We start from the raw sequence: 26,308 nt of genomic DNA, 5'->3' as shown, positions 1-26,308 counted from the left end.
CGCCTCACCGTATGAAACCTGCCTCCCCGGCCCGGCGCGCCGTCGTGCTGGCCGCCGTCTGCCTGGCGGCGCTGTGCATGCCGCTCAGCTTTACGGGGCCGGCCATCGCCATTCCCGCCATCGCCGCCGACCTGCACGGCACGCCGCTGGCGCTGGCGTGGATCACGAATGCCTTCATGCTCAGCTTTGGCGGCTGCCTGATGGTGGCCGGCGCGCTGGCCGACCGCTACGGCCGCAAACGCGTGTTCTTGCTGGGCATGGGCGTGTTTTCCGCCGCCGCGCTGGCGCTGGCGGCCGCGCCCGGCCTCGTATGGCTCGACGTATTGCGCGCCGTCCAGGGCCTCGGTTGCGCCATGGCCCTGTCGAGCGGACTGGCGGCGCTGGCGCAGGAATTCGACGGTGCCGCCCGTGCGCGCGCTTTCAGCCTGATCGGCACGGCCTTCGGCGTGGGCCTGGCCTTCGGCCCCTTCCTGGCCGGCACCTTGATCACCCGCACGGGCTGGCGCGCCATTTTCATTGCCACGGCCGCGGCCGGCCTGACCGCCCTGCTGGCCGCCGCGCGCGCCATGCGCGAATCGCGCGACCCGCAGGCGCAAGGCGTGGACTGGCCCGGCGCCCTGACGTTTACGGGTGCCTTGTCGCTGTTTACCTATGGTTTGCTGCAGGCGCCGCACAAGGGCTGGGGCAGCACCGCCAGCCTGGGGCTGCTCGGTGGCGCGGCCTTGCTGCTGGCCGTCTTCATCCGCGTGGAACGGCGCGCGGCGCGCCCCATGCTGGACTTGACCCTGTTCCGCCTGCCTGCCTTTGCCGGCGTGCAACTGCTGGCGGCCGCGCCCGCGTTTTCCTTCGTCGTGCTGCTGGTGTTGCTGCCGGCCCGCTTCATCGGCATCGAAGGCTACAGCGCGCTGGAGGCGGGACGCATGATGATCGCCCTGTCCGCCCCCATGCTGGTGCTGCCTGTCCTGGCCGGCATGGCGGCGCAGCGCATTGCTCCCGCACACATCTGCGCCAGCGGCTTGCTGCTGGCGGCGGGCGGCTTGCTGTGGCTCTCCACCTGCGCGCCAGGACAGCCGCCCGCCACCTTGCTGGGACCGCTGCTGCTGATCGGCTGCGGCATCAGCCTGCCCTGGGGCTTGATGGATGGCCTGGCCATCAGCGTCGTGCCCGTCGAACGGGCCGGCATGGCGGCCGGCATCTTCAATACGACGCGCGTGGCGGGCGAAGGCCTGGCGCTGGCCATCGTCAGCGCGCTGCTGGGCACGTTCACCGTGGCGGCGCTGGGCGGCGCCGGCCTTGCGGGCATCGGCGCGCAGCAGGCGGCGCACGCCGGCCCCTTCCTGGCGCTGGGCGAGCTGCGCCATGCGAGCGCGTTGTTGCCGCAGGCCGGCGACGCCGCACTGGCGCAGACGTATGGCACCGCCTTCCGCCACTTGCTGTATGTGCTGGCCAGCATCACCACGACTTCGGCCCTGCTGATCCTCGCCTTTTTGCGCCATCCAGCAGACACCATGGCGGACGGCACCGCGCTGCCTCGTCCTGATGTTTCTCCGCAACACCTCAAGAGTTTTCAAGAATAAAAGCAGTTTACTGATCAAAGCGCTTTGAACTATACTCAAAGCGCTTTGAAACATAACTAAAGCGCTTTGGTTGCGCGAAGTGACGCGCACCGATCCCACACCTATAAAAACACTGGAGACGCAATGAACAAACATTTCTTGAAAACTTTGCCTGCCGCCGTGGCGTTGGCCTTGAGCGCTTCGGCCGCGCAGGCCGCCCTGCCGATCGACTTCGGCGGCTACATCCGCTCGGGCTTCGGCACCAGCAGCGAAGGCGGCAAGGAAGCCTGTTTCGGCCTGGCCGGCGCCTCGTCCAAATATCGTCTGGGCAATGAGTGCGAAACCTACGGCGAGCTGAAATTCGGCGGCGAAGCCTTCAAGGCAGCCAACGGCACCACCTTCCGCATCAATACCCTGGTGGCGTTCTCCGTCAACCAGAACCAGGACTGGGAACAGTCGGACCCGTCGTGGCGCGAAATGAACGTGGTGGCCGACAAGATCGGCACGGGCGCCTTCGCCGAAGCGCGCGCCTGGGTCGGCAAGCGCTACTACGACCGCCAGGACGTGCACATCACCGATTACTACTTCTGGAACAACAGCGGCCCTGGCGCCGGCCTGGAAAACATCGACCTGGGCGCCGCCAAGCTGGCCTACGCCATCGTGCGCACGGCCGATGACGGCGACAGCAAGCGCATGGGCCTGTCGCACGACCTGCGCTTCTCCGGCATCAAGGTCAACCCGGACGGCGAACTGACCCTGGGTCTGCAGTTCAACCAGAAACGCAACGCGCAAGGCGCGGCCCCCATCGCCAGCGGCCACTTGCTGACCATCATGCATACGCAAGGCAATCTGCTGGGCGGCTTCAACAAGGTGGCACTGCAGTATGGCAAAGGCAGCGCCGCCAACACGGGCGGCTTCAGCCTGGGCGCCAACAAGGATGACAAGGTCGTGCGCCTGACGGAACAGATCATGATCCAGCCCAAAGGCGCCTGGTCGGGCATGGGCACCTTCGTCTACGAAGACAAGGAAACGGCCGGCGTGAGCAGCAAGTGGACGTCGATCGGCGCGCGTCCCGTCTACCACTTCACGGACAACTACAGCCTGGCCGTGGAACTGGGCCATGACATCGTCAAGCCCGAAGGCGGCGAGAGCCGCAACCTGACCAAGCTGACGTTCGCGCCGCAACTGTCGGCCGGCAACAGCTTCTGGTCGCGCCCCGTGCTGCGCGCCTTCTACACCTACGCCAAATGGAACAAGGCAGCCCAGTCGGCGGCCGCCGCCGAATCGGCGCTGTCGTCGACGGGCGTGTTCGGTGGCAAGACCAACGGCAGCTCCGTCGGTTTCCAGGTCGAGTCCTGGTGGTAAGCGCGGGACGCTAGAACGTTGGCAGGCGTCCCCGGACGCTTGCCGGTGGCAGCAACAGCGCCCGCTCATCCAGGGGCAAGGAATATCCGGACCCACCATTTCGCCGCTGCACGCGATGGCCGGCAGCTTCACTGTAGTGATTCAGCAGTATCCTCTTTTAGCGCGGGCGCCCCTGGGTTTGCCCGCGTATTTTTTTGGGCGCCGCCGCCGCTTGTCATGACCCTGATCAATCCGGCATTTATCAGATAAACTACCCTTCATCGCACCGCTCCCGACCCACCCCGACCGCAGCATCCATGAACCTGAAAAATCTCGCCAAAACGCTAGGAATATCCGAAACCACCGTCAGCCGCGCCTTGAATGGCTATCCGGAAGTGAGCGAACGCACGCGCGAGCGGGTGCTGGCCGCCGCGCAGGCAGCCGGCTACCGCCCCAATCCCATGGCGCGCAGCCTGGCCGTGGGACGCACGAATATCGTCGGCATCATCTACCCGCTGATGCCGAACGACCTGGCCGACCCCATGTTCATCGAGATCGTGGGCGGCATGTCGGAAGCGCTGGAAGCGCAGCAGATGGACATGATGATCGCGCCCGCCTCGGCCACCAATGAATTCCACACCTATGAACGCATGGTCAAGGGCCGCCGCATCGATGGCCTGATCGTCGGGCGCACCAAACCGTTCGACGAGCGCATCGCCTACCTGGCGCAGCAGGGCATGCCGTTCGTCGCGCACGGCCGCACGCAGCTGAACCAGCCGCACGCGTGGTTCGACTACGACAACGAGGCCGGCATGCGCCTGGCCGTCGAGCGCCTGGCGCAGCTGGGCCACCAGCGCATCGGCTTGATCAGCGCCACGCCGGACCTGAACTTCGTGCGCCAGCGCGTCGAGAGTTTCCAGCACGCCATGCAGGCGGGCGGCCTGGCCGTCGATCCGGACAACCTGGTCGACAACGCGCACGACCGCCGCGCCGGCTACCAGGCCATGCAGCGCCTGCTGGCCCGCTCGCCCCGCCCCACGGCAGTCATCGTCGACAACCACATGTCGGGCGTGGGCGCCGTGCGCGCCCTGCTCGACGCGGGCATCGCCATCGGCCGCGAGATGTCGCTGATCGTCTGGGGCGTGATGGAAGATTCCCTGGCCGGCCACAACGTCACCACCGTCGTCCAGCCCGACCCGCGCGGCGCCGGCGCGAAGATGATCCACATGCTGCTGGCCCTGATGGACGGCACGCCCGTCACGGACTTGCAGGAATTGTGGCCGTGCGAACTGTTGCCGGGCGAGTCGGCCGGGCCCGTACCAAACTAGGCCCCCCCCCTTCCCTCACACCGCCGGCCGCCTGGCCGGCGGCGAATCGTTGTCCTGAATCACCCTCATAAAAAAATCGTATGTCTGGCGCGTGTATCGCTTTACTTTTCAAAGCGCTTTGAACTATACTCATTTCATACCCAAAGCGCTTTGAATTTTAAAATAAGACGTTCGCCTACCAACCAGCAGCGCCGCCCTGATAGCCACGGCTACAGGCACTTTTAAGAAATCATTCATGCCAACCATCCAGAACAATCTCGCCCACCTGCCCGCCGACTGGTGGCGCAGCGCCGTCATTTACCAGGTCTATCCACGCAGCTTCCTCGACAGCAATGGCGACGGCATCGGCGACTTGCCCGGTATTACTTCCAAGCTCGATTACATCGCCGCCCTGGGCGCCGATATCGTGTGGATCTCGCCCTTCTTCACGTCACCGATGAAAGACTTCGGCTACGATGTGGCCGACTTCTGCGACGTCGACCCCATGTTTGGTACTTTGGCCGATTTCGACCGCCTCGTGGCGCGCGCCCATGAACTGGGCTTGAAAGTGATGATCGACCAGGTGCTGTCGCACTCGTCCGACAACCACCCGTGGTTCGTGGAAAGCCGCTCCAGCCGCGACAACGCCAAGGCCGACTGGTATGTGTGGGCCGACCAGAAACCGGACGGCACGGCGCCGAACAACTGGCTGTCCGTGTTCGGCGGTTCCGCCTGGCAATGGGAGCCGCGCCGCGGCCAGTATTACCTGCACGATTTCCTCGCCAGCCAGCCCGACCTGAATTTCCACAATCCGGCCGTGCAGCAGGCGCAGCTGGACAACCTGCGTTTCTGGCTCGAGCGCGGCGTCGATGGCTTCCGCTTCGATTCCTGCAACTTCCCGTATCACGATCAGTTGCTGCGCGATAATCCGCCCGCCGCGCAGCGCGATGCGAGCAGCGTGTCCGCCATCAATCCGTACGGCATGCAGGCGCACGTGTACGACAAGACGCAGCCGGAAAACATCGCCTACCTGCAGCGCGTGCGCGCCGTGCTCGATGAATACCAGGCCATTTCCATCGGCGAAGTGGGCGACGACAATGCGCTGGCCACCATGGCCGCCTACACGGGCGCCGACAAGCTGCACATGGCTTACAGTTTCAACTTGCTGACGGCGGAATTCTCGGCCGCGCACATCCGCACCCAGGTGGAAGAATTCGAGGCGCAAGTGGCCGACGGCTGGGCTTCCTGGTCCGTGGGCAACCACGACAGCGTGCGCGTCATGACGCGCTGGGGCGGCGAGAACCCGTCGCCATCGCTGGCCAAGGTGGTGCTGGCCGTGCAGGCGGCCTTGAAAGGCACGCCGTGCCTGTACCAGGGCGACGAGCTGGCCCTGACGGAAGCGGACATTCCTTTCGAGGCGCTGCAAGACCCGTACGGCATCCCGTTCTGGCCCCAGTTCAAGGGCCGCGACGGCTGCCGCACGCCGATGCCGTGGGTGGCCGCTGCGCCGCACGGCGGCTTCAGCACTGCCAAACCCTGGCTGCCCGTGCCGCCCGAACACCTGGCGCGCGCCGTCGACGTGGAAGAGCGCGATAGCGCCTCGCCGCTGCGCTTTGCGCAACACATCCTCGCCTGGCGCCGCACCCTGCCGCAATTGCTGCGCGGCGATATCATCTTCTTCGATGCACCGGAACCCGTGCTGGCCCTGCGCCGCGACCTGCCCGGACAACCATCCGTGCTGGCCGCCTTCAACCTGGGCACGCACGCCGTCACCTTCGCCTGGCCCGATGCGGCGCCGGCGGCCGACCTGGCCGGTCACGGCTTGCCAGGAAACAAAGATGTTCAACAGATCAGCTTGCCTGCGCATGGCGGCTGGTTCGGCACCCTGGCGTAAATCGCAGGCTTTGGCGGCCATGCCGCCAATTACAATAACGAGCCCCGCGCATCAGCGGGGCCGAATTGACAGATGGAGGACGACAGACATGGCTGGATTGAAATTGGCAGGCCTGAAGAAGGCGTATGGCGACGTGCAAACCCTGCACGGCATCGACCTGGAGATCGCCGATGGCGAATTCATGGTCTTCGTGGGCCCGTCGGGCTGCGGCAAGTCCACCTTGCTGCGCAGCATCTGCGGCCTGGAAGAAATCAGCGGCGGCGACTTGTTCATCGGCAAAACGCGCATGAACGACGTGCCGCCCGCCAAGCGCGGCATCGCCATGGTCTTCCAGAGCTACGCCCTGTACCCGCACATGAGCGTGGCGCAGAACATGGCCTTCGGCCTCAAATTGGCCGGCATGAGCAAGATACAGATCGCCGACGCCGTGCAGCGCGCCGCGCAAATCCTGCGCATCGAACCCTTGCTGGAACGCAAACCAAAAGACTTGTCGGGCGGACAGCGCCAGCGCGTGGCCATCGGCCGCGCCATCGTGCGCAAGCCCGACGTCTTCCTGTTCGACGAACCGCTGTCCAACCTGGACGCCTCGCTGCGCGTGCAGATGCGCATCGAACTGGCGAATCTGCACCGCGAATTGCGCTCGACCATGATTTACGTCACGCATGACCAGGTCGAAGCGATGACCCTGGCCGACCGCATCGTCGTGCTCAACGCGGGCCGCATCGAGCAGGTGGGCGCGCCGCTCGAACTGTACCACCATCCCGCCAACCTGTTCGTCGCCGGCTTCCTCGGTTCGCCCCGCATGAACTTCCTCAAGGGCAAAATCCACAGCCATGCGGACGGCGTGGCCACCATCGCCACCAACGCGGGCGGCATGCTGCAGGCGGCACTCGAGCAGCCGCTGGCCAGCGGCACCCCCGTCACCGTCGGCGCGCGCCCCGAGCACGTGCAGGCGTGCGCGCCCGGCGCCACCGCCGCCATCACGGCCACCGTGCAAGCGGTGGAAAAACTGGGCGACATCAGCTATCTGTATGTGCAGGTGCCGGGCGGCGACGAGCCGCTGGTGGTGCGCGCCGATGCGGATACGGACTGGGCCATTGGCCAGTCCGTGGCGCTGCAGGTGGCGCCCGCCCGCGTCCACGTGTTCGACGAGCATGGCCAGACGCGTACCTGATTTCACATTTAAGGGGCCAGGCGCTACAGGCGCCGCCTGGCCTGGTTGTACGTTTCAGCCTTGATACTCAACATAAACTTAGCATAAAAAAAGATACTGGAGATCGACATGTCCTACACGCACCCGAAACGCAGCTTCATCAAAACCACCCTGATCGCCGCCGCCCTGGCCGGCATCGGTAACCTGGCCGCCGTCAGCATGGCGAACGCGGCCGAAGCAGGCACCCTCCTGATCTGGATCAATGGCGACAAAGGCTACAAGGGCCTGGCCAAGGTCGGCGAGGAATTCACCAGGAAGACGGGCGTCAAGGTCGTCGTCGAGCACCCGGAAGATGCGCCGAACAAATTCCAGCAAGCGGCCGCCGCCGGCAAGGGCCCGGACATCTGGATCTGGCCGCATGACCGCATCGGCACCTGGATCGACGCCGGCTTGCTGCAACCATTGACGCCAAGCAAGGAGGCGCGCGCCGCCATCCTGCCGCTGGCGTGGAACGCTTTTACTGTCGGCGGCAAGACCTGGGGCTATCCGATCTCCATCGAAGCCGTCGCCCTCGTCTACAACAAGGACCTGGTGCCGACCCCGCCGAAAACCTTCGAGGAAATCGCCGCGCTGGACAAGAAATTGTCGGGCCAAGGCAAGAAAGCCATCCTGTGGGATTACACAAATACCTATTTCACCTGGCCTTTGCTGGGCGCGGGCGGCGGCTTCCCGTTTGAAGTCAAGGCCGACGGCCGCTACGATGCGGCGAAAACGGGCGTGAACAATGCCGGCTCGCAAGCGGGCGTGAATGCGCTGATGACCCTGATCAACAGCGGCGCCATGCCGAAGGGCGCCGGCTACGCGGAAATGGAAGCGGGCTTCAATCAGGGCAAGATCGCCATGATGATCAACGGCCCATGGTCGTGGGACAATGCGCGCAAATCGAAGATCAATTTCGGCGTGGCAACTATCCCTACCGTGGCAGGCAAGACGGCCACGCCATTCGTGGGCGTGCTGGGCGCGATGATTTCAAAAGCCAGCCCGAACAAGGACCTGGCGACGGAATTCCTGGAAAACCAGATGCTGCAGATCAATGGCCTGAAAACCATCAACGCCGACGTCCCGCTGGGCACGCCAGCGAACAAGGTGCTGTTCGCCGAATTGAAGGCCAATCCGAACATCCAGGCGACGATGGAAAGCGCGCAGGCGGGCCGCCCGATGCCGAACAACCCGGAAATGGGCCGTTTCTGGTCGTCGATGCAATCGGCGCTGGAAAACATCACGCAAGGCCGCCAGACGACCAAGGATGGCCTGGATGCGGCGGCGAAGCGGATTACGACGGCGAATTAAGCATCTCGTACTGCCTGGCGCAGGTCGGATCACGGGCCTTCTGGCCTGATCCGACCTGCGCCATCTCGTATCATTCCATCTTCACAGGTATCCATCGTGCGCAAGTTTATCGGCCCTACGGTATTGACCATCAGCATGGCGCTGGGTCTGTATCTGCTCTTCATGTTGTACATTTCCGGCCAGACCATGCTGGCCGCCGTTTTCCTCGGCTTGCTGACCCTGACGACATTTGTCTTCACATCGCCGCGCGCCTATGCCTACCGTTATCTGTTTCCCGGCATCACGGCCGTCATCGTCTTCGTGCTGCTGCCGATGGTGTACACGGTGTCGATCGGCTTTACCAATTTCAGCTCGCGCAACCTGCTCACCTATGAGCGCGCCACGCAATACCTGCTCGACGAGACGCAGCGCGTGGAGAGCGCCGGCTATGCGATGACCGTGCATGCCGACAACAAGGAATACCGCTTGCGCCTGGAAAGCCCGGACACGGGCGAAGTGCTCTTGACGCAGCCGCTGGCCCTCAAGCGCGCCGTGCCCCTGAAGGTGGAAGTGGCGCCGCTCGACCCCGTGCAGGCGCCGGTGCTGGCCGCACCGCTGCCCATCAAGGACATCATCGCCCTGCAAAAGGATTTGAAGCTGCTGACCCTCGTGCTGCCGAACAAGATCGAGCTGCGCATGGTGGGCTTGCGCGAATTCGGTCCCGTCGCGCATGTCTACAAGCAGTTGCCGGACAAGACCCTCAAGAAAGTCGCCACGGGCGAACTGGTGACACCGAACTTCAAGACGGGTTTTTATGAAATGCCGGATGGCACGAAACTGGAACCGGGCTTCAAGGTGAACGTGGGCTTCGCCAACTTCGTGAAGATTTTCTCCGATGAAGCGTTCCGCGGTCCTTTCCTGCGCATTTTCGTCTGGACCATCGTCTTCGCCCTGATCAGCGTGGCCACCACGACGGGCCTGGGCATGGTGCTGGCCGTGCTCTTGAACTGGGATGCGCTGCGCTTCCGCGGCCTGTACCGTACCCTGCTTTTCCTGCCGTATGCCGTGCCGGGCTTCATTTCCATCCTGGTCTTCAAGGGCTTGTTCAACAATAACTTTGGCGAAATCAACCTCGTGCTCGACGCCCTGTTCGGCATCAAGCCCGCCTGGTTCTCGGACACCACCCTGGCCAAGGCCATGATTTTGATCGTCAACACCTGGCTGGGCTACCCCTACATGATGGTCGTGTGCATGGGCTTGATCAAGGCGATCCCGTCGGACCTGTACGAAGCCTCGGCCCTGGCCGGCGCGGGACCGCTGACGAATTTCTTCAAGATCACCCTGCCCCTGATCATCAAGCCGCTCACGCCGCTGATGGTGGCCAGCCTGGGTTTTAACTTCAATAATTTTGTGCTGATCAGCTTGCTGACGGGCGGACGTCCCGATTTCCTCGACACAACGTTACCGGCCGGCACGACGGACTTGCTCGTGTCCTACACCTACCGCATCGCGTTCGAGGATTCCGGTCAGAACTTCGGCCTGGCCGCCGCCATCTCGACCTTGATCTTCTTCCTCGTGGCCGCGATTTCGCTGGTCAACATGCGCCTGACGCGCATGAACAAAGCATAAAGGACAGCATATGGCTATCGTTGTCGACCGTTCCAACCGCTGGCGCATCCTGGCGGCCCACGTCGCCGTCATCGCGCTGATCGCGCTGGTGATGTTTCCCTTCCTGATGATCTTGTCCATCTCGCTGCGGCCCGGCAACTTCGCCTCGGGCAGTTTGATACCGCCCGAGATCAGCTTCGAACACTGGCGACTGGCGCTGGGCATGTCCTACCAGGCGGCCAACGGCGCCCTGGTCGAGCCGGACTTCCCTGTGCTGCTGTGGCTATGGAATTCCATCAAGGTGGCCAGCATGAGCGCCACCGTCACCGTGCTGCTGTCGACCACCTGCGCGTATGCGTTCGCGCGCATGCAGTTCCGCTTCAAGTCGCAGACCCTGTCCGCGCTGATGCTGCTGCAGATGTTCCCCGCCGTGCTGGCCCTGGTGGCCATCTACGCCATCTTCGACGTGCTGGGCAACTACGTGCCGTGGCTGGGCATCGACCATCACGGCAGCCTGGTACTGGCCTACACGGGTGGCATCGCCCTGCACATCTGGACCATCAAGGGCTATTATCAAACCATCCCCGTCGAGATCGAGGAAGCGGCCAAGGTCGACGGCGCCACGCAGTGGCAAGCGTTTGTCTACGTGCTGCTGCCGATGACGGTGCCCATCCTGATGGTGGTGTTCCTGCTGTCGTTCATCGGCGCCATCATCGAGTATCCGATCGCGTCCGTGCTGCTGCATGAGCAGAACAACCTGACCCTGGCCGTCGGCTCCAAGCTGTTCCTGTACGAGCAAAAATACCTGTGGGGCGACTTCGCCGCGGCGGCCATCCTGTCCGGCCTGCCCATCACGGCCGTGTTCCTGCTGGCGCAAAAATGGATGATCTCCGGCCTGACGGCTGGCGGCGTGAAGGGCTGACATGAAGACCGTGCTGACCGCCCTCGCCGCTTTGCTCTTCAGCGCTTCGGCGCAGGCAGGGAGCGTCAGCTTCGCTGACAACCCCATCGTCTACTTCGCCGTGACGGACCGTTTCGCCAATGGCAACCCTGGCAACGACCACAGTTATGGCCGCGCCGCCGACCCGCAAGGCGGCGACGTCGGCACGTTTCACGGCGGCGACATCGCCGGCATCACGCAACAGCTCAAGGCCGGCTATTTCAAGGAACTGGGCGTCAACGCCCTGTGGATCACGGCGCCCTACGAGCAGATACACGGCTGGGTGGTGGGCGGCAAGCAGCAATTCCAGCACTACGCCTACCACGGCTACTGGGCGCTCGACTACACCACCATGGACGCCAACATGGGCACGCGCGAAGAACTGCGCGAGATGATCGATCTCGCCCACGCGCAAGGCATCCGCGTGCTGTTCGACGTGGTGCTGAACCACCCCGGCTACGCGGACTTGCGCACCCTGGCCGAATATAAAGTGCCCGTGCTGTGGCCCGGCCACGAAAAGGCCGTGCTGCGCGACTATCACAGCTTCATCGACTACAACAACTTCGCATTCGCGCAGTGGTGGGGGCCGGACTGGGTGCGCGCGGGCTTGCCCGGCTACTCCGACGGCGGCCAGGACGACTACACGATGCAGCTGGCGTATCTGCCCGACTTCCGCACGGAAAGCGGCCAGGCAGTGGGCTTGCCGCCCATCCTGCAGCGTAAAAGCGACACGCGCGCCGTGGCCCTGCCCGACGCGACTGTCCGCACTTACCTTGTCCACTGGCTGGCCGACTGGGTGCGCGAATTCGGCGTCGACGGTTTCAGGGCCGACACCGTCAAGCACGTGGAACCGGCCAGCTGGCTGGCCCTGCGCGCGGCGGCCACCGATGCATTGAAGGATTGGAAGGCGCGCCACCCGCGGCAGAAGATCGACGACGCGCCATTCTGGATGACGGGCGAAGCGTGGGGCCATGGCCCGGAGCGCAGCAGCTGGCACGATGCGGGCTTCGATTCGATGATCAATTTCGACTTTCAACACCGCGCGGGCGGCGACTGGAAAAGCATCGACGGCGTGTACCGCCAGTACGCGGGTTTGCTGAACAAGGGCCCGGCCCCCCGCTACGACATCCTGTCGTATATCTCGTCGCACGACACGAGCCTGTTCCCGCGCGGGCAATTGCGGCATGGCCTGTCCGCCCTGCTGCTGGCGCCAGGCGGCGTGCAGCTGTTCTACGGCGATGAAAGCGCGCGCCAGCCTGGCGCCGCGCCCATCGGCGACGAACAGCAGGCCACGCGGTCAAGCATGAACTGGAGCTCGATGGACGCCGCCACCCTGGCGCATGCGCGCAAGCTGGGCCAGTTCCGCCTGCGCCACCCGGCCCTGGCGCGCGGCGAACATCGCCTGATCGACGAACAACCGTACGCGTTCGCCCGCGTGACGGATGGCGACGCCGTCATCGCCGTGCCCGAGGCGCAAGGCGCCATCACCTTGAAAGTCCACGGCGTCTTCGCCGACGGCGCCCTGCTGCGCGACGCGTATACGAATCAAACCTGTTTGGTAAACAATGGCGCCGTCGCCTTGAACGCGGCCGGCACCGTCCTGTTAGAAAAGGCAGCACCATGAGTAGCTATGACATCCTGGTGGTCGGCGGCGCCGGCATCGACACCATCGTGCGCGTCCCTTCCCTGCAATTGCCCGTCGCCGATTCCGTGCACGTGCCAGCCATCCGCGACTACGTGGCGCACACGGGCAATGGCGTGGCGCTCGGCTGCCACGCGCTGGGCTTGCGCTGCAAGTTCATCGACTTCATCGGCGACGATGCGCAAGGCGCGGCCATCCTGCAGCGCTACAAAGAAGCCAGGCTCGATTTCTCGCACATCGTCGAGCCCTCCGGCACGCGGCGCAGCGTCAACCTGGTCGACCCGCAAGGGCGCAGGATGTCGCTGTACGACGGCCGCCATCCGGAAGACGTGCGCATGCCCGCCGCCTTCTATCTGCCCTACCTGGGTCCCGCTCGCCACGCGCACTTTTCCATCATGGGCTGGGTGGCCGAGCTGTTCGACGATGCGCAAGCGTGCGGCACCACGGTGTCGACCGACCTGCACGACTGGGATGGCGCCAACCCGCACCACAAGACATTCGCCCTGCGCGCCGACCTGGTCTTCCTCAGCACGGCCGCGCTGGGCGAGCGGCGCGACGATGTCATGCGCGCCATCGTGGCGGAAGGGCGGGCGCAGGCCGTGATCGCCATGGCGGGGGCGCACGGCGCCTACCTGCTGGAACGGGGCGGCGAAACCGTGCGCCACACGCCGACGGCAGGCTTGAAGCTGCCCGTGGTCGACACGAATGGCGCCGGCGACTCCTTCGTGGCCGCCTTCCTGCACGCCTGGCTGGGCGGCGCGGGCCTGGACGAAGCCATGCGCCGCGGCGCCATCGCCGGCGCGTTTGCCTGCGCCCAGCATGGCACGCATGAGCGGTTTATCGGCCAGGCGGAGCTGGATGACTTATATCAAGACAGCACTAGCTTATGACTTAATATTCTATCAAGCGTAGCATCGAGCTAACGGACGCATGGCACAATGGCTGCGAATTTCAAACGCTTCACCATCGCAGCCCATTCGAACCGGAGACCACATGAGAATCGAAACCCTGGCCGTGCACGCCGGCTACAGCCCCGACCCGACCACCAAGGCCGCCGCCGTCCCCATCTATCAGACGGTGGCCTACGCCTTCGACAATGCCCAGCATGGCGCCGACCTGTTCGACCTCAAGGTGGCCGGGAATATCTACACGCGCATCATGAATCCCACGCAGGACGTGCTGGAAAAGCGCGTGGCGGCGCTGGAAGGCGGCGTAGCCGCGCTGGCCGTGGCCTCGGGCATGGCGGCGATCACTTACGCGATCCAGACCATCGCCGAAGCGGGCGACAATTTCATCTCCGCCAGCCAGCTGTATGGCGGCACCTACAACCTGTTTGCCCACACCCTGCCGCAGATCGGCATCGAAGTGCGTTTCGCCGACGCGCGCCAGCCCGAGACCTTCGCCGCCCTGATCGACGCACGCACCAAGGCCATCTTCTGCGAATCGATCGGCAACCCGCTGGGCAACGTGACGGACGTGGCCAAGCTGGCCGAGATCGCGCACGCGCACGGCATCCCGCTGATCGTCGATAACACGGTGCCCAGCCCCTATCTGTTCCGCCCCATCGAACATGGCGCCGACATCGTCGTCCATTCGCTGACCAAATATCTGGGCGGCCACGGCACCACCGTGGGCGGCGCCATCGTCGACAGCGGCAAGTTCCCATGGGCCGAACACAAGGAGCGCTTCAAGCGCCTGAACGAACCGGACGTGTCGTACCACGGCGTCGTCTACACGGAAGCGTTCGGCCTCGCCGCCTTCATCGGCCGCGCGCGCGTCGTCCCGCTGCGCAACATGGGCGCGGCCATTTCTCCGCTGAGCGCCTTCCAGCTGATCCAGGGCATCGAAACCCTGGCCCTGCGCATGGACCGCATCTGCGACAACACGCTGGCCCTGGCCAGACACTTGAAACAGCATCCGAAAGTCGCGTGGGTCAATTACGCGGGCCTGGAAGACCACCCGGACCACGCGCTGGTGAAAAAATACATGCAGGGCCGCGCCTCGGGCATCTTGTCCTTCGGCCTGAAGCTGGCCGCTGGAGAAGATCCTCGCGCGGCCGGCGCCCGCGTGCTCGACGCCCTGCAACTATTCACGCGCCTGGTCAACATCGGCGACGCCAAGTCGCTGGCCACGCATCCGGCGTCCACCACGCACCGCCAGCTCAATCCAGAAGAACTGGCCAAGGCGGGCGTATCCGAAGACATGCTGCGCCTGTCCGTCGGCATCGAGCATATCGACGACTTGCGCGAAGACCTGGAGCAGGCCTTGAACGCGGCATAAACCCTGTTCCATCCGGCGGGGACTTCATGGCATAATCGGCAACATGAATTCCCCGCTCCCATCGCCGGAACAGCCGGTATCTGGCCAGTTCCGCGGCCTGTTCCGCGCCGAATATGCGCGGCGCATGAACGCCGTGCTCGATCATATCGACCGTCACCTGGACACGCCGCTGGACCTGGCCCAGTTGGCCGACGTCGCGCATTTTTCGCGCTTCCACTTTCACCGCGTCTTCGCCGCCTGGATGGGCGAGACGCTGGGCGACTATGCGCGCCGCCGGCGCCTGGAAACGGCGGCCCTGCGGCTGGCTTGCCGCCCCGGCGAAACGATACTGGACATCGCCCTGGCGACGGGCTTCGGTTCCGGCGAAGCGTTTGCGCGCGCCTTCAAGCTGAAATTCGGCTGCACGCCGACGGCCTGGCGCGCCGGCGTCGCCGACAAAAACGCCGCCATGCTGGCCGCCATGCGCCTGCGCCGGCAAGATAGCAATCCGGATCAGGCCATGCGCAATCCCGGTCAGGAAGACGGGCCGCACTTCCAGCACCATGGGCACTCCCATCCACTTGATAGAGAGAGTCCCATGCAAGTCACCATCCTCGACCTGCCACCCGCCAGCGTGGCGTGCCAGCGCCATATCGGCCCCTACGGTCCCGCCATCGGCGCCTTCTGGCGCGACACCGTCGCGCCATGGATGCAGTCGCACGGCCTGGGCGACGCGGTCTGCTATGGCATCGGCCATGACGATCCCAGCATCACGCCGCCGGACAAATGCCGCTATGACGCCTGCGTCGCCGTGCCCGATGCTTTCCCGTCGGGCGGCCGGGCCAGCATTACCACCCTGCCCGGAGGACGCTATGCGGTGGCGCAGTTCAAGGGGCCGTCCAGCGCCATCGCCGAAGCGTGGACGCGCATGACGCGCGAATGGCTGCCGTCCAGCGGCCTGCAGTGGGATGAGCGCCCGTGCTTTGAACGCTTTTCCGCCGCCACGGCGCTGGACCCGGCCACCGGCGAATTCTCTTGCGAGATATGCATTCCCGTGCGGCCGCTGTAGTGCTCACGTCGGATGACGCGCCGCCAATAGCTGCGCCACCTGCCTGACCCTGTCGTCCACCGGACCTGACACCTCGACGAAGGCGATCCCCCGCCGCGCCAGCTCCGCCTGGTACCACGCATGCTGGCGCGCGCGGAAATCCTCGTCGCGGCGCGTGCCGTCCTGGATGAAGGGAAAATCAGGGGCGCACAGCAGCACCAGGTCGTAGCGGTGTTCGGCCAGCTGCGCCAGTTCCTGTTCGGCCCTGCCGAACATCTCGACGCAGTAAAAATACGTCGTCATGGGCGAGGTATCGCAAAACAGCCAGCGCCGTGCAGCCAATAGCGCCTGCGCTTCGCGGCGCAGCTGTTCCCGGCCGATCTTCAGCAGATCGTCATAGGCCAGCACGCCATCCTGGCCCTCCCACAGTTCGCGGCCATATTCGGCCACCCATTCCGTCTCGAAATGCCGCGCCAGCGCCTGCGTCAAAGTCGTCTTGCCGCTCGATTCGCCACCCAGCACGCACACGCGCATGACGAAATCGGCGCGCACAATGGGCGACAGGAAGGCGCTGTGCGCCTGCGGGTCTTGCCGCACCAGCGTGCCAGACACGGGCACCAGTGTCCTGGCCGGGTCCACGCTGACATGCGCCACGGCGCCCTGCGCGTAATGCTGCTGCAGCACCTGGGCAAAGCTGGGGCCATAGTCTTCGCTGCTGAACACGGCGTCGACGGGCAAGTCCAGCAACGTCCAGCACAGCCAGCCCATGAAATGGCGATGGACGTCGCCATCGTCATCGTTATGCGGCAAGGTCCGCGCCGGCACGCCGCGCGCCGCGCACAGGGCGGCCAGGCGCGCATCGTCCAGCACGACGATCAGGGCCTGGGGAAACTGCGCGCGCAGCCATCGTTCCCGGCGCGCCGCTTCCAGACCGGGAAATTCGGGCTTGGTGTAGCTGACCACCAGCAGCTCTTCGCTAGCGTCTTGCGCACGCTGGATCAACAGTTCATGGCCCTGGTGCAGCGGGCAGAATTTGCCGACCACGAGGCCGCGTTTATAAAGGTTCATGCCACTGCTTCCCGCAAATCCGAGGTGTATTGAATGATCTTGTCTTCCGCCAGCAAGGTCTCGACCGTGATGGCGCCGAAAAAGGGCGCGAGCAAGGCGCGCGCCCGGTCCGCCTGCGGCATGGCGTTCGGCGCCAGGCGCAGCGCGATGCCGCCATCGCCATGCTGGTGCACGCCGAACAGGGCGATGACCAGCGGTTTCAAGGCATGCGTGATGTCGATATTGTTGATCCACTCGCCGTTCATCGTCCTGTAGCGCAAGGGACTGCGGCCGGCCAGGCCCACCAGCACGGGGCCGTGCGGGCCATGCGCCAGCGACGCGTAATCGCCCGTGCGGTAGCGCACCAGGGGCAGGCAAAAGTTAAAACCGCCCGTCACCGTGATTTCGCCGCGCCCCCCATCGGCCACGGGCTGGCCGCGGCTATCGAGGATTTCCACGTACAGCCGGTGCTGCAGCAGCACGTGGCCACCCGCCCGTTCGTCGTAGACGGCGACGGGGCCCACTTCATTGAGCGAATAGATGTCGAGCACGGGACAGCCGAAACGCGTTTCCAGGCGCGCGCGCATCCCCGGCAACAGCATCATCGACACGGACATCAGCGCGGCCGGCTTGTGCGCCATAGGCAAGGTCAGGAGTTCGGCAAACGAGATCGGGTCGCCCGCGATCAGTTCGGGCGCCATGGCGTCCAGGTAGCGCGCGCGGTCGTCAGGGTGGCGCCAGTCGTCCGGATGCAGGTTGATCTTCGCCAGGCCGGACTCGTTCATCGTCGGCGTGACGGAGACATAGGTGAAGCAGCGGCGCTGGTGCCCCAGCAGCATCACGCCCACCTGCCCCGCGCCATGACGCAGGGTCACGCCGAAGCGGCGCAGCGCGCGCTTGTGGAAGGCCAGGTAGCGCCCCGCCACCAGCGGGTGCGAGGCGATCAGCAGCGGATGTCCCGTGGTGCCCGTGGTCTGGAAATTGATCATGCGCGCCAGGTCCGCATCGTCGGGCACGAAGGCGGCGATGTCGTGCGCCAGTTCGGCGCGGCTGATGGGCGCCACGTCCGCCAGGCGGGCGGGCGGCGAGCCGCAGGCGCGGTAATGCGGCACTGTGGCGTAGGCCGTCCTGAGAAAATCCGCCAGCCAGGACGGCGGCGCGGCATCGCTCCAGCCTATCTCCGCTTGCATGACTTGCTGCTCAAAGGCACGCAAGGCCGCCACCTCCCCCGCCAGCAGCTTGTTGCCGCTGCGGTTGCGGTACACGGGCGCACAAGGGTGGCTGCGCAGTTTTTCCAGCATGCGGCTGCCCGCCTGCGTCAGGGTGGGACAGTAATCGCGGTCCGATTCCCAGGCGCCGCCCGGCAGATTGACTTCAGGTTTGCCAGCGAGCGTCATTCGCGCGACCACTTGTCGGCCGATTCCTCGGCCGCCTTCTTCGCCAGCGCCTCGCGGATTTCCCGCGCGCGCTGCTCGGCCAGGCGGCTCGCTTCGAGCAGGCGGCGCCGCTCCGTGCCGCTGATGGCGGACAATCTGTCCGTGGCCAGCGCCACGCTTTCATCCTGCGGCCGAAAACCCAGGCGCGCCAGCACGATGCGCGCCAGTTCCTCGCGCCGCTCGGGGTCTTGCGTGAACTGGTGGGCCGGCGTGGCGGCGGCCAGTTCGCGCGCCGCCTCGCCCAGCAGCTGCAGCAAGGCTGGCTGCGGCAACTGCTGCCCGATGAACCAGTCGTCGGCCAGCAGCCAGCACAGGATCATGGCCAGCGCCAGCCGGTTGCGGTCGGCCTTCACCTGCGCGCCGACGAAGCCCTGCAGTGACGCGGCCGGCGCGCGCGCGCCATGCAGCAGCAGGATGTCGTTGACCAGCGCGGCAACCGCCACCGCTTGCGCATTGGCGACGCCGGCGATGCGCGGCTCGGCGAGGAATTCGACGGGCGTGTCGGCCAGGCGGTGGGTTAATGGTTCGAGGTGGGGACCGGGAGTGTGCATATCATGATTGTATATAGTGGCGGCGGCTGAACGCCCGCGCAAAGTCCAGCAAATCCTCGTAGCGCTCGACGGCGTGGATATCCCAGCACTGTTCGCGGCGCGCGCGTTTCAAATCGTCATAGGTTTGCTGCAGCCACTTGTGGGCCGCCGCGCCATCCCAGTCGCGCTCGAGGTTCAGGGCCATGGTGCCGCCCGCGCCGCCCTGCGCCAGCGCCTTGGCGGAAACATCCCAGCCGCTGTTGCCCAGTTCATCCTTGTCGAACATGGTGGTGATGCCATCGTCGGAGATCATCAGGATGTGCGCGGGCCGTTCCCGTTTGGCCGCATACGTCTGGCGCAGGCGGTGGATGGGGAAGCAGGTGCCGCCGCCAAAAAATTCCGTCAGCACGCCGAGGATCATGTCTTCATCGCGCACGAAACCGGGCGTCTGCATCACCTCGTTCTTGCCGCTCCACAGGGTCACCTGCACTTTCGCGCCGGCGCGCAGGGCGGACAAGGCGATGACGGCGCCGGCCAGTGTCAGAAACGAGGTGTGCGCCTGCGGGTTCGGCATGGAGCCGGAACTGTCCACGTACATGTCCAGGTCGACGGGCACGGCGTCGATGGCGCGCGCCGGTTCGCGGCCAACCACGCGGCGCACGGTGGTCACGCCCGGCACGGGGCGCGGCGACTGCAGCACCGACTGCAGCCAGTCGATTTCTTCCAGCGGATCGCCGATCTCCCACGCTTCCAGCCCTTCCATCTGCGGCTCCTGCGATTCGGGCGCGGGGCGCGAGGGAAACGCCACCAGGTGCGGCAAGGCCCGCTCGCGGTAGTAGCGGATGGCGATGTCATGGTCGCTCAAGTCCACGCCCGAGGCCTTCAAAATATCGCCCAGCTCGAACGGTTCGCGCAGCTGGCCGCCGCCCTTCCCGGCCGGCGCCCCGGCTTGCGGCTCCTCGCCGTCGAGGCCCGAGATGCGCTGGTCGTGCACGGGGTGGATGGCGCCGCCCTCCTCGTCATCCTCGATCTGCTGCGCGCCATACGTCTGGCAGCCACGGGCCGCGTCGCGCGTATCCTGCAGATAACGGCTTGGGTCAAGACTGTCACCCAGCGCGTCCGTGTCCTCGACCAGGTAAGGCAGCAGCAAGGTGGCGAAGCGGCCCGCCGCCAGCATCCAGTCGTTCGCATACACGCGGATCAGGCGCGCGCCCAGCCAGGCATCCGTGTCCAGGCGTTCGTCGGCACTGCCTCCCCCGAGCTCGCCATTTTCCAGCTGCCACAGGTTTTCATAGATGCGCATGTACAGGGTCCACACGCCGCCGCTGGCCTTGGCCTTGCCATCCGCCGCCGCCCTGCCCTGCTGCAGCTTGCGGTAGATGTCCGCCATGCGCAGGTTCGCCTGGCGCTGCAGGCGGTCATTGATGAACAGGTCCGTGTACAGGTTGGCCACCATGGGCGCGTGCTGCTCCAGGGTGGGCAAGGCGCGGCGCATGCGCGCCAGTAGGCGGAACTGGTCACTGGCGCTGCCCGGCGCGAGGATATGGTGGCCGATTTCATGGGCGAGCACCTCCAGCGCATAGTCGTCCAGGCCCAGCTCCGTCACCAGCGGCAAGTCCACCACCACGCTCTGGTCCAGCAGGCGGATCATGGCGAAGCTGCCGGACAGTCCCTGCTCGCTGGCCTCGACGCGGCTGGCGCACAAGCTCGGATCGCGCAGGCGCGTAAATTTGCTCCACACGGCCAGGGCCTCGGGCCAGGCGGCGCGCCAGGCATCGATCAGCGCGATGTCGGCATCGTTCTTCATGCGAGCGGCAGCAAGCGGATGGCGTGCGTCCACGGTGACGTGATGGCCAGGGTGTGCGCATTGGCGGCGATGGCGATGTCGCCGGCCGGCACATCAAGGTCGATACGGCGCGCGCCGATATGCACGCTGCTCCCCTCCACGCGCACGTCCGCCGGCACGCCGCTTCGCGCCTGCTCGAACTCCTGCGCCGTGGCGCCGTGCAGCACGGCGCCATAGGCGTCCGCCACCAGCAGGTAGTGGCGCCCGGCGCTGCGCACGGCAAAACCGTCCTGCGTGGCGCGCACCTGCGGGGGCGTGCCGAAGGCGCCGCCCAGGCCAGTAAAAGAACCGAACTCCCTGCCCTCGGCGTTGCCGCGCCACGGATAGTCCATGAGCTGCGCATGCACCTGCGGCCAGTGCGCGCCCGGTTCGCCAAAGGCGGCCAGCGCCAGCGCTGGCGGCAAGGTGTCGGCGGCGGCCAGCGCTCCCTGGCGGAAATGCGCGACACCGGCGCGCCAGGCCAGCACCTGGCCCACGGCGCGCAGCTGCGCGACGTTGCCGACTTGCGGCGCCACGGCGGCCATCCCGGCCTGCCACTGCGTGGGACGCGCGCCCGCCACGGAGACAATGTGGATGGCGGCGTTGCTCAGCATGCCCAGCACGTCGACGGGGGCCGTCGCCAGCAGCGGCGCAAACGATGGCGCCAGCTCGCGCCAGACGGTATTGAGGAAGGGATTTTTCGCCGCCGGGCCGGCCAGGCCATGGCCCACCAGTTCCAGTGCCATGTCGTAGGCGGCCAGGGTCGCGCCGCCCGCCCGCTCGGGCGCGGCGGCGGCCACTGCCGCCACCAGCGGATCGACGCCGTCGTGCAAAAAGGCGCCGAAGGCGGCCATGTCGAGCGAGGGAAAGCGCCGGCGCGCTTCGGCCGCGCGCGCATTGAACTGGGCGCGGCCGCCGGCGAGTATCGAGGCAAAGGCAGGAGAGATCATCGCCGCGCCTCAATCGCTGTGCGAAAAGTGCAGCAGATAGCGTTCATCCCCCAGCTCGAACGCGATCTCGTCCCAGTGGATCGCGTACCAGAAACCGGAGGGCGGCGTCATCGTCACGGCGCACAGGAAAAAACCGCCCAGCGCGTCGTCGAGCGATTCGAGGAAGGCGGCCACCAGTTGCGCGCGAAAGCGCCCGGGCGGCGCCTTCCGCATGTGGTCCGAGGAGAAGAACCAGCGCTGGCACACCTGCTCCAGGTGCGCGCGCGCACGGCGCCGCATTGATGCGCCACAGGGCGGCCGGCAAGTCGCGCGCCGGAGCGATGACGTTCAAGGCGTAATCCTCCACGCGCAGACCCAGCGCCGTGGCAAGGTCCGGCGCATCGGGCAGACGTGATAATTCATAGCTCGCGCACAGGTCGCTCGCCTCGCCATTGAGCATGGCCAGCGCTTCCAGGAAGCCTTGACAATGCGGCACGCTCATTGCGAACGCAACCAGCTGCGGTAATTCGTATAGCGCTGATGCAGATATTTAAGCTTGAGCAGGTCGTCATACAGGGGGCCATACAGTTTTCTCCCCTTCGTGCGTTCGCCGATCAGCTTTTCGATGCGGTTCAGGCGCGCCAGGGTTTCGCGCTCGCTGACGCCGTCGAGGCCCAGGTCGAATTCGGCCGACAGTACGCCCACGGGATCGTCGCGGTCCAGGTCCAGGCGGTTGAATTCATCGTTCGACAGATCGAACAGGCGGCGCAGCCAGCCCAGCCTGTCGCTGCGATAGGCGGCGTTCTCCGGCAGCGCGAAAAATGGCGCGTCCAAGTCCGGCTGCAGCTTGTTGTGCAGGACGAAGGGCAGCACCTGGCGCAAGTCTTCCAGCGCCACTTCGCCATTGCCGCGGAAGTAAGCCATGGCCTTGGCGTAGATCAAGAGCGCCATCAAGGTGCGCACCGAGATGCCATTCAGGGTCTGGCAACCGAGGTCCTTCAGACGGTCGCGCCCATTGTCGGCCGCCTGCGCGGCGCCACGGTCGGCGCCGGCCAGGCGGGCCGTATCCTTGGTCATGTATTCGAACTGGCCGCCGGCCGTCTCGAACAGTTCAAACTGGCTGGCGAAAAACTCCAGGCGGCGGCGCACGGCCTCGGGCACGGCCACCTGGCGTATCGCCTCGCCTATTTGATCGACCTCCGCTTCCGTGAAGATGATCTCGGACGGCACCAGCTCCTCGGAGCGCACGTTTTCTTCCACGCGCAGCAGCAACTCATTTAAAAAGCGCGGATTGAAGGCCAGCGCCTGCACCGTCACGTCGACCCGGTCGCGCAGCGCTTCGATCACCTGGTAGGTGCCGCCGCCCTGGTCGTCGTTGGCCGTCAGATACCAGGCCGCGTCCGGGCATTCATAAATATGGTTCAGCACTTCCGCGTAATTGTCGCCCATGACGGTGAGCAGCGCGCTTTGCGTGCGCGTGGGGATGCGGTTGTATTCATCGACGATCTTCACGCGCATGCCCAGCCAGGCGCGCCAGGCGATGCGGATCTCGTCCATGCTTTGCGCGTTCACCAGGTCCGCCGGCAGCGGATTGCCGAGCAAGTCGGCCACCGTCATCTGCGGATGGCCGTGCTGCATGGCCCGTTTCACTTCCTTGACGGTGGAGCCGGCCAGCACGCCCATCAGCAGCGCGCTGGCCGTCTTGCCCCGCCCCGGCCCGCCGACGAACAGGCATTTGCGGCGCGTGGCGAACGTCAGCAGCGGCAGCAAAATGAAGCTCGAATAGCTTTGCGCCGACGGCAAATTCAAGGTGCGGCGGCTGTCGCCCACGGCATACGTCTGCGACGGGCCGTCGTTGTACTCGATATCGTAATGGGGGCTGATGATGGCGTGGTTGACGATCCAAAAGTATGCCTGGCGCAGCTTTTCATCGAAAGGCCGCGCCTGCGCCTCGCCTTCCGCTCCCAGCGCGATGGGGCCCTGGTACAAATCCGCCACGTCGAACTGCCGCGCGGCAGGCGCCGCCTTGGGCTTGGTGGGGGCTTGCGAAAGACGCTGGAACAGATTAAAGGCTGACATGATGGACAGGCAACGTGGTGGAAACGAAATTATTGCATATCGGCCCAGTTAAGCCTTGTTCAAATCAACTGCAACTTCTTCCATCCTGCGCCAGCGCCACCAGCCCAGGGCCACGCAGGCTACCAGCAAGGCCAGCAAGCCGGCCACTTCATGGCGGATTTCATACAGCGAGGCGCCCATCTGGTTGAGCGCGACAAAGCCCTGGATGCCGGCCGTCGACGGCAGGAGCCAGCGCAGCCATTGCAGCACGACGGGCATGGACGAGACGGGCCAGGTCAGGCCCGCCAGGAACAGCACCGGCATCGACGTGGCGATCATCAGCTGCGTGCCCCGCTCGCGCGTGCGGAACAGCATGCCCAGCAGCATGCCGAACGCCGCCTCGCACAGCGAGAACAACACCAGCAGCACCAGCATGCCGCCAAAGTTGCCGCCACGGGGGTAATCCTGGAACCAGAAGACAAAGCCGAAGAAATAGCAGCAGTTGAGGAAGGCCACGCAGGCGAACGCCAGCAGCATGCCCGCATAGCCGCCCGCCGTGCGCCGGCCCGCCAGCGGGAAGCTCTTGCGCTGGTACCAGGTGCCGAACAGCATGGTCATGCCGATCAGCAAGGTCTGCTGCACGATCAAGGTCGCCACGCCCGGCACGACATACGCGCCATAGCCTTCCTTGACGTTGAACAGGGGCACGGCGTCAAAGGCGATGGGCGAGCGCTGCTGGTTCGCCTGCACGACCGATGGCGTGCCCGCGCCCAAACGCTTGAGCTCGATGCCGGCCGACACGGTGCCCACCACTTCGGCCAGGCCGTTCAAGGCCACCTTGTTCAGCATCAAATACAGGCCATTGCCCGCCACCTGCGCGTGGGCGGCGCGACCGGCCAGCACGTCCGTCTGCAAGCCGTCGGGAATGATCAGCACGCCCATGATCTGGTCGCGCCACAGTAAATCTTGCGCGACGGGCAGGTCCGGCGTGACGGCGATCACGTCCAGCGACGGATGGGCCATGGCAAAGCGCGTCAGCTGGCGCGACATGGCGCTGCGGTCCTGGTCGACGACGGCCACGGGCACGCGCTGGACGATTTCCGTCGAATACGGCAAGGGATAAAAGAAGGAATAGATGATGCCGCCGATGAACAGCAGGGTCAGCGCGCCCTTGTCCGTCAGCATGGCGCGCCAGGTGGCGAGAAAGGCGGGCCACATCATGTGCGTCCCCAGGCGGCGGGCGCATGCGCGCGGCGCGCCAGCAGGAATACGCCCACGGCGCCGCAGCCGATGGCAAAGCCGGCCAGTATCAGTATTTCCTGCACGCCATAGCGCCATGGCGCGCCGGCCAGCCAGTATTTGGTTTGCAGCTGCAGATAATGCGTGAGCGGCAAGGCTTCCGCCCAGGCGCGTGCCGGCGCCGGCATGGCCATCAAGGGAAAGGCCTGGCCCGCAAAGGCAAACGCCGGCGCCGTGATGAAGGCCGCGCCCGACAGGGCCAGCCGCAGGGACAGGGTGGCGGCGATCAGCAAGGTGGCCAGGCCGCAGTAGGCCAGCACCAGCAGCAGCATGCTCAGCAGCAAGGCCGGCAAGCTGCCCGCCACGGCCCAGCCCCGCGCCAGGCTGAAGAACAGCAAGTACAGCAGCGCCAGCGCGACATAGGCGATGAGGGGGAACAGCAGTTTGGCGCCGATGGCGCGCAGCCAGCTGCCATGGGCCGAGGCCAGCCATTGCGGCACCGTGCCGTCACGCAACTCGCGTCCGATGGACGTGACGACGGCGACGACGATGAAAATCTGCAGCATGGACGGCATCAGGGCCAGCGTGAGGAAGGCTTCATAGCTGATGTTTTCGTTATACAGGCTGTTCAGGGTGGTGCGGATCGGTTCGAACTGGGCCGCCGCCTGCAGGGGCGCCATGCCCTTCTTGACGCGGGCCGTCATCTCGATGCCGGCCGACAAGGTCGTGCTGACCGTGCGCACGTCGCGCAGCAAGGCGCCCGCGTGCGAGGAAAACTGCGCGTTGTACAGCCATTGCACGGTGGCCTGGCGGCCGCCCAGCAGTTTCTGTTCGAAATCGTTCGGAATGACCAGATAGCCGAACGCCGTGCGCTCGCGCAAGCGATGCAGGGCGTCGTCGCTGGACGCCACTTTCGCCGCCACCTCGATGCCGGGGGAGGCGTCGAGCCAGCGCGTGAGCTGGCGCGACAGGGTGGAATTGTCGTCGTCGATGACGACGATGGGCAAGTCGCGCGCGATGCCGGCGGAAAACACCAGCCACAGCATGCCGCACAGCACGATGGGAATCCAGCTGAGCATGCCAAAGTCCCAGAAGTCGCCGCGCAAGCGCCGCCATTCGCGCGCCAGCGCCGAAACCGGCTCTTTATCCGCTACGCTCATCGGC

Annotated in this window: 21 protein-coding genes; 12 read left to right on the top strand and 9 right to left on the bottom strand. The window is 65.5% G+C overall.

Annotated features, from left to right (window positions below; translation table 11 throughout):
- Nucleotides 1-11: 11 nt before the first annotated feature.
- The 12 genes from J0O65_RS14905 to J0O65_RS14850 all read left to right on the top strand — a co-directional run bounded on the left by J0O65_RS14905 (nucleotide 12) and on the right by J0O65_RS14850 (nucleotide 16,101).
- Complete coding sequence (locus tag J0O65_RS14905) at nucleotides 12-1,577, top strand: MFS transporter (protein WP_215407868.1); 1,566 nt, start codon at nucleotides 12-14, stop codon at nucleotides 1,575-1,577.
- Nucleotides 1,578-1,700: 123 nt separating this feature from the next.
- Nucleotides 1,701-2,921: a maltoporin gene (locus J0O65_RS14900; RefSeq protein ID WP_152252490.1), complete on the top strand. Its 1,221-nt coding sequence runs from the start codon at nucleotides 1,701-1,703 to the stop codon at nucleotides 2,919-2,921.
- A 296-nt stretch (nucleotides 2,922-3,217) separates the two neighbouring features.
- Nucleotides 3,218-4,228 (top strand): substrate-binding domain-containing protein, encoded by a 1,011-nt coding sequence (locus J0O65_RS14895; RefSeq protein ID WP_215407866.1) that lies wholly within the window; start codon nucleotides 3,218-3,220, stop codon nucleotides 4,226-4,228.
- Nucleotides 4,229-4,463: 235 nt separating this feature from the next.
- Nucleotides 4,464-6,101 carry an alpha-amylase family glycosyl hydrolase gene (locus J0O65_RS14890; protein WP_215407864.1) on the top strand — a complete coding sequence of 546 codons (1,638 nt, stop codon included), beginning with the start codon at nucleotides 4,464-4,466 and terminating at the stop codon, nucleotides 6,099-6,101.
- Between the two features lie 88 nt (nucleotides 6,102-6,189).
- On the top strand, nucleotides 6,190-7,275 hold the full coding sequence (locus J0O65_RS14885; RefSeq protein ID WP_215407862.1) for an ABC transporter ATP-binding protein: 1,086 nt from the start codon (nucleotides 6,190-6,192) through the stop codon (nucleotides 7,273-7,275).
- Nucleotides 7,276-7,383: 108 nt separating this feature from the next.
- Complete coding sequence (gene malE / locus J0O65_RS14880; protein ID WP_215407860.1) at nucleotides 7,384-8,604, top strand: maltose/maltodextrin ABC transporter substrate-binding protein MalE; 1,221 nt, start codon at nucleotides 7,384-7,386, stop codon at nucleotides 8,602-8,604.
- A 96-nt stretch (nucleotides 8,605-8,700) separates the two neighbouring features.
- Nucleotides 8,701-10,212, top strand: a complete 1,512-nt coding sequence (gene malF / locus J0O65_RS14875) for a maltose ABC transporter permease MalF (protein ID WP_215407858.1) — start codon at nucleotides 8,701-8,703, stop codon at nucleotides 10,210-10,212.
- 10 nt (nucleotides 10,213-10,222) lie between these two features.
- Nucleotides 10,223-11,113 carry a maltose ABC transporter permease MalG gene (gene malG, locus J0O65_RS14870; RefSeq protein ID WP_215407856.1) on the top strand — a complete coding sequence of 297 codons (891 nt, stop codon included), beginning with the start codon at nucleotides 10,223-10,225 and terminating at the stop codon, nucleotides 11,111-11,113.
- Nucleotide 11,114: 1 nt separating this feature from the next.
- Nucleotides 11,115-12,755, top strand: a complete 1,641-nt coding sequence (locus tag J0O65_RS14865) for an alpha-amylase family glycosyl hydrolase (RefSeq protein ID WP_215407855.1) — start codon at nucleotides 11,115-11,117, stop codon at nucleotides 12,753-12,755.
- Nucleotides 12,752-13,663, top strand: coding sequence for a carbohydrate kinase family protein (locus J0O65_RS14860; RefSeq protein WP_215407853.1), 912 nt, complete (start codon nucleotides 12,752-12,754; stop codon nucleotides 13,661-13,663). The genes J0O65_RS14865 and J0O65_RS14860 overlap by 4 nt, the downstream gene beginning before the upstream one ends.
- Before the next feature lie 103 nt (nucleotides 13,664-13,766).
- Nucleotides 13,767-15,053 carry an O-acetylhomoserine aminocarboxypropyltransferase/cysteine synthase family protein gene (locus tag J0O65_RS14855; RefSeq protein WP_215407851.1) on the top strand — a complete coding sequence of 429 codons (1,287 nt, stop codon included), beginning with the start codon at nucleotides 13,767-13,769 and terminating at the stop codon, nucleotides 15,051-15,053.
- Between the two features lie 43 nt (nucleotides 15,054-15,096).
- Nucleotides 15,097-16,101, top strand: a complete 1,005-nt coding sequence (locus J0O65_RS14850) for an AraC family transcriptional regulator (protein ID WP_215407849.1) — start codon at nucleotides 15,097-15,099, stop codon at nucleotides 16,099-16,101.
- Between the two features lie 3 nt (nucleotides 16,102-16,104).
- Here the strand turns inward: J0O65_RS14850 and J0O65_RS14845 are convergent, their stop codons facing one another.
- The 9 genes from J0O65_RS14845 to J0O65_RS14805 all read right to left on the bottom strand — a co-directional run bounded on the left by J0O65_RS14845 (nucleotide 16,105) and on the right by J0O65_RS14805 (nucleotide 26,304).
- Nucleotides 16,105-17,148 carry an AAA family ATPase gene (locus tag J0O65_RS14845; protein ID WP_215407847.1) on the bottom strand — a complete coding sequence of 348 codons (1,044 nt, stop codon included), beginning with the start codon at nucleotides 17,146-17,148 and terminating at the stop codon, nucleotides 16,105-16,107.
- Complete coding sequence (locus J0O65_RS14840) at nucleotides 17,145-18,524, bottom strand: phenylacetate--CoA ligase family protein (RefSeq protein WP_215407845.1); 1,380 nt, start codon at nucleotides 18,522-18,524, stop codon at nucleotides 17,145-17,147. The genes J0O65_RS14845 and J0O65_RS14840 overlap by 4 nt, the downstream gene beginning before the upstream one ends.
- Complete coding sequence (locus J0O65_RS14835; protein WP_215407843.1) at nucleotides 18,521-19,114, bottom strand: hypothetical protein; 594 nt, start codon at nucleotides 19,112-19,114, stop codon at nucleotides 18,521-18,523. Before J0O65_RS14835 ends, J0O65_RS14840 begins: the two co-directional genes overlap by 4 nt.
- Nucleotide 19,115: 1 nt before the next feature.
- Nucleotides 19,116-20,900, bottom strand: coding sequence for a VWA domain-containing protein (locus J0O65_RS14830; RefSeq protein WP_215407841.1), 1,785 nt, complete (start codon nucleotides 20,898-20,900; stop codon nucleotides 19,116-19,118).
- Complete coding sequence (locus J0O65_RS14825; protein WP_215407839.1) at nucleotides 20,897-21,868, bottom strand: hypothetical protein; 972 nt, start codon at nucleotides 21,866-21,868, stop codon at nucleotides 20,897-20,899. The genes J0O65_RS14830 and J0O65_RS14825 overlap by 4 nt, the downstream gene beginning before the upstream one ends.
- Nucleotides 21,869-21,877: 9 nt before the next feature.
- Nucleotides 21,878-22,147, bottom strand: a complete 270-nt coding sequence (locus J0O65_RS14820; RefSeq protein ID WP_215407837.1) for a hypothetical protein — start codon at nucleotides 22,145-22,147, stop codon at nucleotides 21,878-21,880.
- Between the two features lie 198 nt (nucleotides 22,148-22,345).
- On the bottom strand, nucleotides 22,346-23,926 hold the full coding sequence (locus J0O65_RS14815) for an AAA family ATPase (protein ID WP_215407835.1): 1,581 nt from the start codon (nucleotides 23,924-23,926) through the stop codon (nucleotides 22,346-22,348).
- A gap of 48 nt (nucleotides 23,927-23,974) precedes the next feature.
- Complete coding sequence (locus J0O65_RS14810; RefSeq protein WP_215407832.1) at nucleotides 23,975-25,126, bottom strand: ABC transporter permease; 1,152 nt, start codon at nucleotides 25,124-25,126, stop codon at nucleotides 23,975-23,977.
- Nucleotides 25,123-26,304 (bottom strand): ABC transporter permease, encoded by a 1,182-nt coding sequence (locus J0O65_RS14805; RefSeq protein ID WP_215407830.1) that lies wholly within the window; start codon nucleotides 26,302-26,304, stop codon nucleotides 25,123-25,125. The genes J0O65_RS14810 and J0O65_RS14805 overlap by 4 nt, the downstream gene beginning before the upstream one ends.
- Nucleotides 26,305-26,308 lie beyond the last annotated feature (4 nt).

The sequence above is a fragment of the Janthinobacterium sp. JC611 genome (assembly GCF_018682595.1).
In the GTDB taxonomy this organism is placed as follows: Bacteria; Pseudomonadota; Gammaproteobacteria; order Burkholderiales; family Burkholderiaceae_D; genus Janthinobacterium.
The sequence above is the reverse complement of the archived record's forward strand: the minus strand, read 5'-3'. Positions and strand labels throughout refer to the sequence as shown.